This is a genomic window from Streptomyces sp. NPDC055243, assembly GCF_044544025.1.
In the GTDB taxonomy this organism is placed as follows: Bacteria; Actinomycetota; Actinomycetes; order Streptomycetales; family Streptomycetaceae; genus Streptomyces.
In genome coordinates, this window is record NZ_JBITWR010000002.1 from 1,085,893 (window position 1) to 1,101,052 (window position 15,160).

General features: G+C 68.2%; 10 protein-coding genes. 5 read left to right on the forward strand and 5 right to left on the reverse strand.

The features are described from left to right. Window positions 1–35: 35 nt before the first annotated feature. Window positions 36–3,587 (reverse strand): NB-ARC domain-containing protein, encoded by a 3,552-nt coding sequence (locus ACIGXX_RS09610; RefSeq protein ID WP_399974241.1) that lies wholly within the window; start codon window positions 3,585–3,587, stop codon window positions 36–38. Window positions 3,588–3,768: 181 nt separating this feature from the next. Here ACIGXX_RS09610 and ACIGXX_RS09615 point away from each other — a divergent pair, with 181 nt between their 5' ends. Then, a complete protein-coding gene (locus ACIGXX_RS09615; RefSeq protein WP_399974244.1) occupies window positions 3,769–4,221 on the forward strand; it encodes a hypothetical protein in 453 nt (150 codons plus the stop codon). 335 nt (window positions 4,222–4,556) lie between these two features. Here ACIGXX_RS09615 and ACIGXX_RS09620 read toward each other — a convergent pair whose 3' ends face one another. Together ACIGXX_RS09620 and ACIGXX_RS09625 are read right to left on the reverse strand one after the other, a co-directional pair. Then, window positions 4,557–7,169, reverse strand: a complete 2,613-nt coding sequence (locus tag ACIGXX_RS09620; RefSeq protein ID WP_399974247.1) for a hypothetical protein — start codon at window positions 7,167–7,169, stop codon at window positions 4,557–4,559. Between the two features lie 33 nt (window positions 7,170–7,202). Further along, window positions 7,203–7,610 carry a hypothetical protein gene (locus ACIGXX_RS09625; protein WP_399974250.1) on the reverse strand — a complete coding sequence of 136 codons (408 nt, stop codon included), beginning with the start codon at window positions 7,608–7,610 and terminating at the stop codon, window positions 7,203–7,205. A gap of 819 nt (window positions 7,611–8,429) precedes the next feature. Here ACIGXX_RS09625 and ACIGXX_RS09630 point away from each other — a divergent pair. The 4 genes from ACIGXX_RS09630 (at window position 8,430) to ACIGXX_RS09645 (ending at window position 11,877) form a co-directional block, all read left to right on the forward strand. Continuing rightward, window positions 8,430–8,615 (forward strand): chorismate-binding protein, encoded by a 186-nt coding sequence (locus ACIGXX_RS09630; RefSeq protein WP_399974397.1) that lies wholly within the window; start codon window positions 8,430–8,432, stop codon window positions 8,613–8,615. A gap of 119 nt (window positions 8,616–8,734) precedes the next feature. Next, complete coding sequence (locus tag ACIGXX_RS09635) at window positions 8,735–10,384, forward strand: DHA2 family efflux MFS transporter permease subunit (RefSeq protein ID WP_399974253.1); 1,650 nt, start codon at window positions 8,735–8,737, stop codon at window positions 10,382–10,384. Window positions 10,385–10,398: 14 nt separating this feature from the next. After that, on the forward strand, window positions 10,399–11,028 hold the full coding sequence (locus ACIGXX_RS09640; RefSeq protein ID WP_399974256.1) for a TetR/AcrR family transcriptional regulator: 630 nt from the start codon (window positions 10,399–10,401) through the stop codon (window positions 11,026–11,028). A 150-nt stretch (window positions 11,029–11,178) separates the two neighbouring features. Further along, window positions 11,179–11,877: a HEAT repeat domain-containing protein gene (locus tag ACIGXX_RS09645; RefSeq protein ID WP_399974259.1), complete on the forward strand. Its 699-nt coding sequence runs from the start codon at window positions 11,179–11,181 to the stop codon at window positions 11,875–11,877. 68 nt (window positions 11,878–11,945) lie between these two features. On the opposite strand, the gene ACIGXX_RS09650 is transcribed toward ACIGXX_RS09645, so the two are convergent. Both ACIGXX_RS09650 and ACIGXX_RS09655 read right to left on the reverse strand, forming a co-directional pair. After that, window positions 11,946–13,226: a YeeE/YedE family protein gene (locus tag ACIGXX_RS09650; RefSeq protein ID WP_361460986.1), complete on the reverse strand. Its 1,281-nt coding sequence runs from the start codon at window positions 13,224–13,226 to the stop codon at window positions 11,946–11,948. A 407-nt stretch (window positions 13,227–13,633) separates the two neighbouring features. Continuing rightward, entirely contained in the window at window positions 13,634–15,142 is a 1,509-nt protein-coding gene (locus tag ACIGXX_RS09655) for a hypothetical protein (RefSeq protein ID WP_399974262.1), read from the reverse strand. Window positions 15,143–15,160 lie beyond the last annotated feature (18 nt).

Here is a 15,160-nt window from a genome sequence, read left to right on the forward strand (position 1 = left end):
TCCGCAAGTCAATTCTCTGCACGCCCTTATGAGGGTTACAGCAAGTCCCAGATATACGCGCCAGCCCGGCCGCCACCTATGAGGCGGCGAGAGGAAGTACCCCCGATCCAGGCGAGAGAAGTGAGTGTCTGTTCGGTTCGTGTCATGGCGATCGACACCCCGTGTTGATCCCAGATCCGCACGGAGTGGTCGTCACTGACTGTTGCCAAATAGGCGCCATCAGGTGAGTAGGCTAGGGCTCTTACAGTGACCGAAGAATTGACGAAATCTGAAACTCGGCTCAAATGATTATTGTGGCCGCGAATTTCGAGGAGACAGGTAGGTCTCGCAGGTGCTACTGCGTCCCACACCCGCACATAGCCGTCCTTGTCTCCGGAAGCAAGTCGGGTGCCATCGGGCGAATAGGCCAGAGCCTTCACCTTGCCGGGGTGGCGGAGACGGTACTTGGGCTTGCCGGAGTCCGGAGCGATGATCAAAATGCGGAAGCCGACTGCAACAGCAAGCTGGCTTCCGTCGGGGGAGTATGCCAACGCGAGTACTTTGGCCCTTACGCGGGTCTTGGCGGATCCTGTGGCGAGGTCCCATAGCTGCATGGAGTCATCGCCCCCGCTGGCGAGTTGGGTTCCATTCGGGGCGTAGGTCACCGCGTTCACCCAATCGGTATGCCCTGTGAGGGAACGTACCAGGGTGCCAGATTCTTGGTTCCAGATACGAACAATATGGTCGTCGCAACCGGTCGCGACATGGCTTTCGACAGGTGCGTAGGCCACCGTGCGTACCCGATCAGGGTGTTCAGCGAAAGCGCGGAGCGTGTCGGTAGCCAGTTCGTAAACGTGCAGTGCATGGTTTGGGCCGGGAAAAGCGAGAGCGGCCTGAGTGCCATCGGGTGCAACGGCGAGGGCCCTCACACATGCGGAGCGGGAGTCGTCGGACGAGCCGTTCGGGTCCCAGAGCAGCACGGCACCGTCCTTGCCGGCGGTTGCAAGGCGTCGTCCGTCGGGAGAGTACGCCATTGCGTACAGATTCCCAGTGTGACGGGTCAGTGTCTGGGAGATGACGCCGGTGGCCAGGTCCCAGATCTGCACTTTTCCGTCATGGCCCGTAGTAGCCAGCTGTCCTCCGGCGGGTGCGAAGGCCACTCTTGAGACCGCGCCCGTGTGGCCGTCGAGTGTATGGACCAGAGACCTGCTGGCCACGTCCCAAATCCACGCGACGCCCTGATTCCCCGCAGCAGCGATCAGTGCTCCGTCGGGGGAGTAGACCACCGTACGGACCTTGTTGGTATGTCCAGTCAAGACGCCGATGGAGGCGCTGGTGAGCGGATCCCAGATCCGCACTGTTTCGTCGTAGCCGGCCGTAGCGATTTGTGCACCGTCGGGCGAGTAGGCCACGGCGCGGACCCTGTCGGTGTGTCCGGTCAGGATGCCGATGGAGGCCCCAGTGGCCGGATCCCAGATCCGCACCGTCTCGTCACAGCCAGCCGTAGCGAGTTGGCCGCCAACGGGTGAATATGCCACGCGGCGGCCTTTGCGTGTGTGCCGCCGGGGAAGGGTGTGGGCGACTTTACCGGTGGCGATGTTCCAGAGCCGTACTCGCGTCCCGACAGTGGCCAGCTGCGCTCCGTCTGGTGAATAGGCAAGGTCGCAGATGCGGTCGAGCGTCTTCACCCGTAGCGAGCTCATGGTCATGCCGCTCGACGGATCCCAGAACCGGATGGATCTGTCGTCGCCGGCGGTGGCCAGTCGCGTGCCATCGGGTGAGAATGCAAGAGAGTGGACCCAGTTTTTATGACCATTGAGGGCACGTTCAGAGACCGAGCCGGGGAGGTCCGGCAGCTCGAAGGAACTGACTAGAACGGGATTCACTCCCTGGGCGCGACGCAAGACGATCTGTTCGCGCCAGGCAGGGAGGTGGCTAAGGCGGTCATGAAGGATTCCCACGACAGCGTGCGCCGGGTTCGTAGGCGTCAGAAGGTGGGCGATCCGCGCGATGTCGCGAGCTCGCTGGCGTGAGCCCTCCGTAGGGACACGGAGGCAATCGTTCTGTGCAGCGGCCGCTCCCCGCTGTAAGAGGCGTGATTCCACCCAGCGCAAGTCGCCACTCGTTGCCTCGGCCTCAGTAGTCCGCCCGGCCATCAGCAAGTGGTCCAGGATATTGTCATGGATATATCCATATCCCGTCTGCCACCACTGACGTCCACTAGGGGCGCTGTCCGACGGGTCTGAATTATCAGACGGCAGGAGGGCGGCGCACGCGTCCAGAAATGTCTCGTTGGTCTGCGTCAGACGCTCAGAGCCGAGTTCGGCTCGCAGATAGTCGCGTACGACATCGTGCAGGGCCAGCGACCCTGTCGCCCCCTGAACGGGATTGGCAAGAGATAGCCCTGTAATCTTCCCGAGTAGAGCTTGGGAAGCGGTAGAGCTCAACCCCGCGGTTCTCTGCCATAAGGCTTCCACCAGCGCCGGAGGGATGGCATCATCCGCAGCGAACACGGACAGTTCAGCAAATCGATCCCCGCCGTGCTCCGGCAGCAACCCGGCAGCGGCCTCGATGGTGGCCCGCACCGCTTTGGCCCGATGCCTCGGGTCGTCCAGCTCGATGAGTTCCCACGGGTCGTCGACCGCCGTCGGCCCCGCTGCGCGCATCTCCCGCAAAATGCGTTGTGATGCTGCCGCAGCTGCCGTCATTCTGGAAGGTTCGCCTTCGTCAGTGACGAAGCTACTCTCGGCAAATACCGCCCTGTTGATCAGACGCAGCAACAGAGGCCAACGGCCCGTTGCTCTCAGGAGTTCCTCCACACATTCCGGAGGCAGCGGCGGGAGTTCGCGCAGCAGCACCTGACGTGCCTGCGCCGGGGACATCTCATCAACCACGATTCGATGGCCCGCCCCGGGAAGTATCGCCGGACGACGCGTGGTAACCAGCCGGACACAATTGCTGCCACCGATCACGAACGGTCTGAGCTGCTCTGCCTCCCACACATCGTCAAGCACAAGAAGGGTCCGGGAGTGTTTTTGCAGCAAGCGACCAAGGTGCGCACCCGCCATCTCCGGGTCCTGGAACACCTCGGTATTGCCCGTGATGAAGCGTGTGACCTCACCAACCTTGGCCGAAATCGCTGCACGTCCGCGGACGTCACGTCCCACCGTGACCCGAAAGACTCGGCCGCGGAAGCGCCGCTGCACCCTGCGGTTCGCGCAGACCAGATCGGCAATCGTAGACTTGCCGAACCCGCCAGCGCCCTCAAGCACCGCAGTGATGCCGGCGGCTCCCCGTCGGGAGGAACACACGGCGGCGATGGCCTGTTCGGTTTGGGAGCGACCGATTACCCAGTTTGGTATCTCGGCCGGCCCAGGGGCTGGCGGATCTTCCTCGACGGCGGACAGGCGCGTTGAAACGGTGGTCAGCAAGATGGTCGCTACCGTGAGCATGACGGCAACTGCTGGCCATGGATGCTCTCGTAACGCATCAAGAATGCCCGGCCAGTGAGCGTCCTCAGTCGCCGAATTACTCGCAAGGGCGAGCAGGGCAGTCGACACAGCCACAGCGACCGTCAGCCCGATCGCTACCCCCCGCAGTCTGGTCACTGATCCCCCCTCGCCCCTAGATTTGGTGGCACGTTATCCATCAGCAGCTCCTGAGTCATGCTTGAGACGTGCTCAGTCGAGACGTCGGTCCAGGGTCAACAGTGCCAGTGCGGTGGCCGCAGCCTCGCGCCTTCCCGGCAGCGACCGTTGGCGAAGCGGCAGTGGACTCCCTCTGGGTCCCTTGGCCGCAGCCCAGCTCTACACCACCAACGCCAGCCCTCTGGCCGAGAGCAAGGGCCACTCGCCGCTGTGCCGACACGCCCACGAACGCGCGGTCGTGGCCGGCGACGACCTCCTCACGGTCGCCGACCTCATGGCGCGCACCGACTTCGGCTGGTGCAGCAAGTGCGGCGGCTACGCCATGCGCAGGCTCAGCGAAACTCAACTGTCCTACTATCGGGCGGCTCACCAACTGCACGACACCAAAAGGCGATTCGACCGCGGGACCGGAACCTCCGAAACCGAGATCTCCACGGTGATCGCTCGCCTGGACGAACTGGTGGCCTGGCAACCGGAGAGTGAAGCAGAGTGGTGCGGCAGTGATTCCAGGCAATTGCAGGACACCATCCGCGAGCTCAGGCGGCGGGTCGCGAGTTCTCACACCAAGACCGTCCCTGGCGAACCCGCCTCCTGACCAGGCGGCGGTCCTCGGACGTGCGTCGCGGATGCCCCGTCGGCGATGACACAAGCGTCTCCTCCAACTGGTCCGAAAGCTCGGCGAGGTTGACTTGGGGACCAGCTCTGGGGACCAGTGGTCTGCGCAGGGACCTTGATCGTAGCGTCGACCGTGGTGAAGATCCGGGAAGCGGACGGATGCGCCCAGCACGTCGACCTCCTGATTGATGACGTGGCGCAGGTTCAAACCCTGTCGTCCCGATCATGCGGAAACGCAGGTCGGAGGCCGTTCTCTCATCCATGAGAGGGCGCACTTTCGCGTACCGAACTTGGGGCATCTCACCCGGTCATTCCTCAGGTACCCGGAGGAAGCAGGACCCCGCGCTCGTCCGGGGCGCTGTTGAGCAGGTCGCGGTGCGGAACGTCATCTGTCGCGTAGTTGTAGCGGGTGGTCAACAGCTCCTTGAACGCCTGCGGGTTGGGGGTCGTCATAGCGGAGCCCAGATTCCAGCGGCGTTGGGCGACGGCCAGCAGAGTCACGTCCATCTGTTTGCGCAGGCTGTCAGCGGTGAAGGCGTTCAGGGACAGTGCGGTTGCGTAGTGACTTTCCGGTGTCCGGAAGAAGCGGGTGGGATAGTCCCGGGGAATGCTGTCCGGGCTGGCCTGCTGCAGTCGCAGGTTAGCGGCGATGTTGGCCAGGGCCACCAGGATCTGCCAGTCGAGCCATCCTTCCTCGCGCAGTTCCTGCAGTCCTGTGCGGGTGTCCGGGTCGGCCAGGACACGGGGCAGTGTCTCGCTGAGTACCTGGGGCAGGTCGGTGTAGTTGTCGTGGATCATGTCGAGTGCTCTGGTTCGGTCGTAGCCGGGTCCCGGTGTCGTGGGCTGGGAGAGTTGCGGGGCGGTGGGCGGCTGGAATGCCGTGTCCGACCACGGCGGCATAGCGGTTTGCCGCAGAGCGTCGTAGTGGGCCTCGGTCAGCAGACCGGCAGCTTCGTCGTAGGGGCGGCCGCTGATCAGTTTGTGCAGGAGTCCGCGGGCGAATGTTGTCTCCACCAGGGACATGAACGCCTCGGTGGGCCTGGCGCTGAGGTGGGCCAGCAGGTGCACCACCGTGGCGGACAGTTCGTGTTCGAAGGCTGTGTGGTCGGTAGAGGCGTTGTAGGGGCTGAGAATGACGGTGCAGTCGACGGCGTGATTGTTGGGCCGGAAGGTGACTCTGTCCCCTCCGCTCAGTGGTGTGCCCGTGATCACCCGGACCAGGATGTCCTGGGGAAAGAACAGAGGATCGTGCGGGGCGAGTTCCGCAAGCGAGATCTGGACCGCGGCGGTGAAACGCTCGGCTGCCAGGACGGTGGCGCGGGTGTTGTCGCATCGGATCCGCCATGTCGTGCCCAGGGTTGCGAAGTTCAGATCTCGGTGTGCTCCCACGTCCGAGAACGGTCTTCCGGTGAGCTGGTCGTCTGCGTTCTGGATGAACTGCTGCTCGGTCTGCGCGAAGCTGGGCCGGATCAGCGGGAGGTGTTCGTCCAGGTCGGCCAGGTAGTCCGCATCGGTGAGCTCGCGCAAGGTCGGCAGGAGCGCGGGGCGGAACCGCTCTGCGCTGAGCATCACCATGCTGGCGTGGAAGTCGAGTTGCTGGATGTAGCCGTGAGAGGGGTAGTCCTCCGGGGTGTCGGCGAACAGGTGGTGGGCCATGAAGGCGAGTCCGCCGAGAGCGAGGGCGTCGCCCCAGTGGCCCGCCGCGTGGGTATGGGCCATGGCTTGGGTCAATGTGGCGGGCAGCAGGTCTGCATGTTCTTGGCCCGTGGTTGAGGCTGCGACGGCGGCGGCGGTCAGTGCGTACTGCCGGGCGGCTTGCTGCATGTCCAGGTCGCCGTAGATCTTCCCGATCATGCGCATGGTCAGCAGCGCGCCGCGCAGGGTGTCGCCGTGCCGCCAGTTGATTTTGACCTCGTGCAGTTCGTGCAGCGCGTCCAACGGTCTGCCCGCGCGCAGGAATGCCATCGCACGGTCCCGGCAGCGTGCAGCGACACTGCTGTCGCCTGTCAGGTCTGCCTGCGCGGCGTCCAGCGCGTCGCGGATTTTCTCGTAGCGAGGGTCTTCGGTGAGGGCGGGTGCGAACATCTGGAACGTCTCGCTCACACCGCCGACCGGGAAGGCACGGGCCTGCGGCAGCAGGTCGACAAGCTGGTCCAGACAGTCCATCGCCTCGGTGACGTCCACCGGGCGGCTGGCCGGGCTGACATCGGGCACGATCTCACCCGCCAGCCGCAGCCGTGTCGTCTCCTGCGGGGTGGGTAGCACCCCTGCGGCCGGGCGTGTGACCTGCGGCCAGCGCGGGTGCAGACACAGACGGGCGGCCACGTCGAGGAGCGACGCCTTGCGTACCGGGTAGACAGCGGCGTCGGTGTCCTCGATCAAGACGGCCACACGCTGCCGCAGGCGCAGGTCCAGCTCGCGCAGTTCCTCGGCGTTCGTCGTACCCATGTGACGCAGCCAGGCGCCGCCCCAGTACAGCAGCAGTTGGCCCGCGTCATCCAGGAGCGCGACACGCTCCGAGGACAGGGCGGCGTCGATGACCGCCCGGATATCCGCTTCGACACCGTCCAGGCTGTTCTTCCCGCGCAGCACGGCCAACACCCGTTCGTAGCGCGCCCGCAGGGCAAGCTCTCCGTCCCCGGCGTCGATGAATTCCCCGACGTAGCCGAGCCACTCGGGCAGGTCCACCCGCGCCTCGGCGTCGAAGGTCGCATGCCGCAAACCGTCCCGGACCTCGGACAGGGCTCCCGGCGTCAGACGCTTGCCCGGCCGCTCCCGCAAAGCGGTCAGGGTGGAGCAGTACCAGTCCGGATGTGCCTCGGCCGGCTCGTCCGGGATCATCGCCGAGGGCAGATCCAGAAACCGCTGGGCGATCCAGACCAGGTCGCCCTGGGTGAGCATGCCGGCCACAGCCTGCCCGTCGAACACGTCCAGGGCGACGTCGTAGGTATCCCGCGCGTGTTACTGCTCCCGGTGCCGTGCCGCCACCGGGATTTCGTGCACCGCGAAGAAGGCCACCCTGCGCACGGGTTCGCCTCGGCTGCAGATCGACTTCAGGTCGTCGCGGATCTTCCCGTCCAACGGCGGCTTCTGCACGGATGCCGCCAGGACCCAGGGCTCCGTGGTGGCACGCCCGATGAACCCGCCCGCCCCGGGCAGCTCGTGTGGCAGGTTTGTGTAGTGCGACTCGGCGTCACGTCCCTGGTCCCCGCCGGCACTCACCGGACCGGTAGCCGGCACGATGTTGCTGCTCAGCCGGCGCAGCGAAATCTGAAACACGATCTGCTCGAACACATGGTGCTCGTTGCGGCCCGCCAACTGCTCAAGCAGAAACTGGATATAGCGTTCGGTCTCAGGGAAAGTCGCCACACAAGGATTCTCTCCCACACCACTGACAACGGGCGCTTGCTGTGGGCGGGAACGTTGTGAGCCCCGATCTTCTGTGCGCGGTGGAGCAGCCGCCCACCCACGATCGGGGCGGGCAGACGTGACGCGTGACCGCGTCAGGGCCGAGAGGGGCCCGGCGGATGAGGCAGCTCGAAGTCGCGGCTGCTGTGCGAGTGAGCGAGCGGTCAGTGGCGCTGTGGTGCCAGCCTGGCGAGAGCGCGGCGAGGTCTGGGTCCCGTTGCAGGGTTCTACGGGGATGGGTTGGGGACCAGTTGGGGACCACGCGGTGTGCGCGATGATGCACGACGGAGCCCGCTATGCACATTATCCGCCCCGATTGAGCATGTTATGTCCAGAAAGTACCCTGACTCCTACTCCTGGGAGGTCAAGGGGTCGCAGGTTCAAATCCTGTCGTCCCGACGGAAACGTCGCAGGTAGGGGCCATCTTCGGATGGCCCCTATTTCGTGTTTGGGGCAACTCTGGGAGCCGCTCCCTGCGCTCCCTGGGAGCGGGAGTCTGGGAGCGACGTCAGTCGGGGGGTGACGGCTGTACGCCTGCCGAAACTCCAAGCAACGGCGGCGTGGGCGTCCGTCAGGTCCATCATCGGGTTCCGGGCGGCCTGGGCGACCCAGGCCGCAGTGGGGTGTGCGGTGGCGGACACGGCGGGTGGTGTGTTCGATGACCGCGAGGATGTGCTGGCCCTCCGTTCAGAGTGACGGTCTCGATGAAGTCGCGGGCCAGGAGAGGCAGCGGCGCCAGTAGAGCGGCAAGTAACGCCCGGCCTCCGCGGTGAACTCGGCCTGGTCCGTTCCGCGTTGTCGCTCGCCGCGCTCGTGCTGCGCGCGGTCTTCCGACGGCACGGGCGGACGTGGCTGCGGGCGGGCGGCGGCATCGTCGACCAGTCGCTGCCGGAGCGGGAGTTCGAGGAGGCCTGCGAGAAGCCGCGGAGCGTCTCGCGCACGCTGGTGCGGGCCCAGGGGTGGTGACGATCGCACGTCGGCCCGACCGGCCGCCAGTCACTGAAACTTTACGGCGCTGTTCGACTTAAGGCTCGCCCCGCGCTACTCTCAAACTGAACAGTGGTGTTCAAGTTAAGGAGCGTGTCGTGATTGCAGCGTCGCCCCCGATCTCGACCGGCGCCCCGCCGGTAGCGGCCGGGCACCCCCTGCGCCGGCCGATTCTGGTGGTGCTGTGCCTGAGCCTGCTGATCGTGGGGCTCGACGTCACCGTACTGAACGTCGCCCTGCCCACACTCGTCGGCGAACTCGGGGCTTCCACCAGCGAGTTGCAGTGGCTGGTCGACATCTACAGCCTCATGGCCGCCGGCCTGATGCTCTTCGCCGGCAGCCTCGCCGACCGCTACGGCCGCAAGCGGGTCTTCCTCTCCGGCCTGGTCCTGTTCACCGGCGCCTCCGCCGTCGCGGCGTTCTCCGGCAGCACGACCCAGCTCATGATCGCCCGCGGGGTCATGGGTGTCGGCGAAGCCCTGATCATGCCCGCGACGCTCTCCATCATCGGTGTCGTCTTCACCGACCCCAAGGAGCGGATGAAGGCGATCGGCCTCTGGTCCGCGATGATCGGGGTCGGCCTCGCCATGGGCCCGCTGGTCGGCGGCTGGTTGCTCGGGCAGTTCTGGTGGGGGTCCGTCTTCCTGATCAACGTACCCATCGGCATCCTCGCCCTGGCCGCGGCGTTCACGATGGTCCCGAACTCCAGGGCCGCCGTCGCCCGGCGACTTGACCTGCCGGGCGCCCTGCTCTCCGTCCTGGGCATCGGCACCCTCCTCTGGGCGATCATCGAGGGTCCGTCCAAGGGGTGGACCAGTGCGCCGGTGCTGATCGGCTTCGCCGTCGCCGTGCTGTTCCTGGCCGCCTTCCTCGGCCGCGAGCACACCGCGAAGGAGCCGATGCTGCCGCTGGGGATCTTCGCCCACCGGCGCCTGGCCATCGGGAACATCCTGGTCTTCCTCGGACTGCTCTCGCTGCTCGGTGCGCTGTTCGTGATCGTCCAGTACCTACAGTTCGTCCTCGGTTACGACGCGGGGGAGACCGGGCTGCGCATCGCACCCACCGCCCTGATCATCCTGATCGCCGCCCCGCTCGCGTCCTTCCTCGGCCAGAAGGTGGGCACCCGCCGGCTGGCGGCGACCGGCCTCGCGTTCGCCGGGGTCTCCCTGCTGATCCTCGCGACCACCGGCGACGGCGACGGCTACGGCCGGGCGCTGGCCGCGATGCTGTTCCTCGGCTTCGGGGCAGGGTTCATCATCGGCCCGACGAGCGACGCCATCGTCGGGTCCCTCTCCGACGACGACCTGGGCGTCGGCTCCGCCACCAACAGCGCGGCCGTGCAACTGGGGTCGGCGCTCGGTGTGGCCGTGCTCGGCAGCCTGCTGGCCGGCACCTACCGCAGCGAACTGACGGACGGCAAGGCCGCCGCCGGTCTCCCGGACGCGGCCCTGGACGCCGCGGGTGACTCCGTCGGCGGCGCCCTCACCGTCGCCGGGGAGATGCCGGGCCAGGCGGGGGAGGCGTTCGCCGATCTGGCGCGCTCCGCCTTCGTCTCCGGGATGGCGCCCTCGATGTTCACCGGGGCCGCCGTCACCGTCGTCGGCATCGTTGTCGCGGTGCTGCTGTTCCCCCAGGGCAAGGTCGGTGACGCGCGCGGTGCGAGGGTGCCGGAACAGTCCGATGCTCCGTCCGCGGCCGAGCCCGTCGAAGCCATGGATCGGCACCTGGCCCCTGGTCAGAGGGGGTGACCTACGCTCCCATCATGTCCACGCCGCATGAGAAGGTACGCCGCCCCGGCGGCCGTGCCCCAGGAGGAGAGCCGCGCCGACGCGCGGACGCGGAGCGCAGCATCGCGTCCATCGTCACCGCCGCGCTCGATTGCTTCCGCAAGGACCCCAACGTCAGCCTGTCCGCGGTCGCCGTCGCGGCCGGGGTCAGCCGGGTCACGCTGTACGCCCACTTCCCGTCCAGGGGGGACCTGCTCGACGCGGTGCTCGCGCACTCCGTCGAGCAGGCGGACGGGGCGCTGCAGAGCCAGGCGCTCGACGAGGGACCGGCCGACGAGGCCTTCTCGCGGCTCGTCCGGTCCGGCTGGCGCATTCTCGAGCGCCATGCGTTCCTGCTCGCCGCGTCCGAGGGCGTCATCGCCCCGGCCCGGCGCCGCAGTCACCACGAGAAGGTCCTCGCGCGGGTGGAGCGGGTCCTGGTCCGCGGACAGGAGGAGGGCGTGTTCCGCACGGACCTCCCGCTGTCCTGGCTGGTGACCACCTTCTACAGCCTGTTGCACGCCGCGGCGGCCGAGGCCGACGCACGACACCTCAAGGTCAAAGACGTCCCCGACATCCTCGACAGCACACTGTCGTCGATGTTGCGGACGCCCGCCTCGTCCTGACGCTCCGTACGAACGGGGCGTCCCGTCCCGACACCGGAGCAGCCGGATCGGGGCCGGGTCCCGTAGGAGGCCCCGCCCCTGCCGCATCGACAAGTTTTCTCGCCAGCCGCAAGAGCAGCCGCAATAGCCGAGCAAGAGCCGACGTAAGAGGTGGTCCCGATCAACTCGATCGACACGAACGAAAACCCGCGGCACACCCGCGTGGTCAACGCCCTGAGCGCCGAGGACCCGTCGGTCCGGCTTCAGGCAGCCATGGCGGTCGGCTCGACCCCCGACCCCGGATTCCTGGAGACGCTCGTCGAGCGGTGCGCGGTCGAGCCGGACCTCTTCGTGCGGGACACGCTGTCCTGGGCGCTGATGCGCTACTCGCCGGAGATCACCCTGCCGCGGATCCGCCGGGAACTCGACTCCGAGCGCGCCCAGGCCCGTAGCCAGGCGTTGCACACCCTCTCCAAGATCGGCGACAAGGGGGCGTGGGACTGGATCACGCGCGACGTGCTGCGTGACGCCGACGACGAGACCGCTCGGACCGCGTGGCGCGTCGCGGTCTCCCTGGTGCCCGAAGGTGAGGAGCAGGACCTGACCGACGAACTGGTCAGGCAGCTCGGCCGCGGCAACCGCAGTCTGCGACTGAGCCTGAGCCGGGCCCTGGTCGACCTCGGCGACGTGGTCGAACCCGCCCTGGACACGGCCGCCGGCGACCCCGACCCGGCGGTGGCCGAACACGCCGCCGCCACCAAGCTGCTCCTGAAGACCCGTCAGGCCGCTCTCCGGGAAGCCACCGAGAAGGCGAAGCGGGCCGCCGCTCGGGGCGAGGGCCGGCCGCCCGGCGGTGCTGTCCTTCCGTAGCTCGCGTAGCTCGTCCGTGGCTGACCCGGGAGAGGGCAGTCGGGGATGAGGGCCGGGGCGTCGGCAGGTCAGCAGACGCTGTCCGTCGGCTTCGGGTTGGTCAGGCCGAACAGCGGGCGCAGGCGCAGGCCCGCCCAGGTGCCGAGGATGGCCACGACGGCCCAGATCCAGCCGTGGAGGGATCCGGAGGCGATGCCCGCGAGGTAGGCGCCGATGTTGCAGCCGCCGGCCAGGCGGGCGCCGACGCCCATCAGGATGCCGCCGATGACCGCGGCGAGCGCCGTACGGGCGGGGATGGTGCGGTGCAGCCGCCACACGCCGCCGGCGGCCGCCGCGACGGCCGCGCCGACCATGATGCCGATGTCGGTGAGGCTGTTCTTGTCGGCGAGCACCGGCCCCGACAGCTGAGCCGCGCTGCCGGGCTGCTGCCAGAACGTCCAGGTCTCCGGCATGCCGCCCAGTGCGCCCACGACCTTCGAGCCCCACAGGGCGAACGCGCTGGTGACGCCCCAGGCACCACCCGAGACGAGCAGTACGCCGGCGCCGAGTACCGCGAGGACCAGGGCCCCCGCCGCCAGCGGCCAGGAACCGCGCACCGTACGGCGGAGCGCGCCGCGCGCCGACGGCGGGGTGCCGACCGGCGGGGGAGTGCGGCGGGCCTGCACGGCGCGGGCGGTGAACCAGATCGCGGCGAGCGCGGCGATCGTCACCGCCCAGGAGCCGAACCAGCCGATGTGGTCGGACAGCACGTACGGGTCGAGCGCGGGCAGCTCGTTCCAGAGGCCGAATTGCCAGGCGGCGAGGGTGGAGCCGGTGATGAAGCCCAGGAGGGTGAGGACGATGGTGCCCTGGCCGGAGCCGACGGCGAAGAGGGTCCCGGAGGCGCAGGCGCCGCCGAGCTGCATGCCGATGGCGAAGAGGAAGGCGCCGATGAGCAGCGCCACTCCGATCGGCCCGGCACTGGGCGCGGGCACCGAACCGAACAGACCGCTGCCGGTGCCGATGATCAGGGCGAAGAGCGTCGCCGTGGTGCCGAGCAGCAGGGTGTGGGCCCGCAGCCCGGTGCCGTTGCCGACGGCCACCAGCTGCCGCCAGGCGGAGGTGAAGCCGAACCGGGAGTGGAACAGGGCGAACCCGAGGCCGATCCCGAGCAGCAGCAGGACGCCGGGCTTCGCCCCGTGCTCCGCGAAGACGTAGCCGGCGAGCGCGACACCGATGGCGCCCGCGACTCCCAGCGGAACGCGCCGGACCGGCGGCAAGGCCTCGGCCGGAGGGGCGGAGACGGAGGTGGGGGCAGGGGCGAGCACGGCGGTGCGGGGCGGCGCCCCGGCTTCGGGAGCGGTGGTCAAGGGTGTCTCCGGGAACGGGAGGGGGGTCGGACGGGCGATGGCCGCTGAGCGCGCGGCGAGGCGTCAGCGGCGACAGAGCGCGTCGTCGACGCTCCGCGGCGTGGCCGCGAAGAGCGCGAGAGCGAGCTGACGAGCGGGTCCGAACATGCGCACCACCCTAGGCATCCCGCGGAAATCCTGGAACGCCGTCTCACATAGAGAGCACACATGGGGAGCACACACAGGGAGCACACACAGGGAGCACCCAGGGAGAGCGCATGCGTCCTGGACGCCCTCCCGGCCGGACGCCCTCCTGGCCGGGCGCCGCGAGGGGGGCGCGACCCGCCCCGGCCCCGGCGGACTGGAACAGCTCCCACCCAGGAGCTGGCCTGACGGCGCAAGCTGCGAAAGGTGTCGGCAGCAGGCCCTCACGGCGTGCAGGTGCGGCCCGGCTTGCCCGGGAGAAGGAGCTTCACCTGCCCGGCCGGGACGCGCAGCGGCTGTTCGGCCGAGGGGTTCCACAGCACGACGCTGCCGTCCGCGACGCCGAACGAGAGGTAGGGGGTGTCGGGCGACAGGGTGCCGCCCTGCTCGTTGAGGGAGCGGGCCGGCACGGTTGGCCGGACGCAGGCCCAGTCCGTGGAGATGCCGAAGTACCCCGGGGCCGCCGTGTGTTGGACGGCGGCCTTTCTCAGGAGCTCGGCTGCCCGCTGCGGTGACGAGAGCGTCGCGTCGACGGACAGGGTCACGCCCAGGACCAGGAAGAGGGCGGCGCAGGTCGCGGCGAACAGGCTCCTGGGGCGTATGAAGTGGAAGTAGCGCATGATTCCCCAGGTGGCGGCCACGAAGAGGATCGCCCCGATCGTGGGCCAGAGCAGCTTCACCGCCGAGACGATCTGCCATACGCCGCTGACCGCCGTCTCCTCGGGAGTCAGGGACAGCTCGTCGGCGTAACCGTCCTGCAGGATTCGCCCGGTGAGCGGAAGAGCGGCGACGAGCAAGGTGGCAAGGAGCGGCAGCGCACCCGCGGACAGGACCTGCCAGCGCCGACGACGGCCCAGCAGGACAAGTCCGGTCGCGTAGAAGGCGACGCCCGCGGCCGTCAGCGCGTACTTCGGGTGCAGTCCGTCGGAGAGCCCGGGGACGCCCAGCGCGTAGCAGGCCATGCCCAGGGTCGCGACGGCGGAGGCCGCCAGGCAGCGGAGCCGGGTGCGTGACAGCGGCAGCGCGAAGGCCGTCCACCAGGCGGGGACCGCGCACACGAGCGCCAGGAACCAGCACACCACGGCCGTCGTGGACCGGGTGTGCCGGGCCAGTGTCACAAAGAGCGCCATCGCGAACAGCGGTCCCATGAACAGCGCGAGGGCCCGGTTGAGGGCGTCCTCCCGGTGCTGGACCGTCCCCGTTCGCCCGCGTCCGTCGAGGGGACGCACGTACAGATCCGCGCGGGGACCATCCGGGTGCATGTGACGGGCGAGGTGCAGGGCGGCGTCCCTGCCCGCGTGCACACGGACGTGGTCGTCGAGCAACCCCGACCGTGCGGCCATCCAGCGTCCCGCCGCGAGAAGGCGTCGAGTTGGCGCTCGACGGGCCGCATCCCCGGCCGGGCGCCCCGCCGCATACACCTGCCACTCCGGTTCCATGAGCCGGTCTGTCTCGTCCCGCTGGAACAGCCGGCCGTAGACGACTGCCTGTGCCGACTTGCTCAGTTCCGTGACGCGCCACGCCGCTTCACGGTCCGCGCGCCAAGAGGAACCGGTGACCGGCACCTCCACCCAGCGGAACTCACTGACTGCGGGGTCGGCATCGAGGGCCCGGCGGGCGACGCGTCGTTCCTTCGGCGTCAACTCGTGGCACGGCCAGCCCAGTTCGTCCAGCCGACGCTGCGCCTTCTCCCACTGCGGACGGCCGCCTTGCAGCTCGACGAGGGTCGTCACCGTACAGTCCGGGCTTCG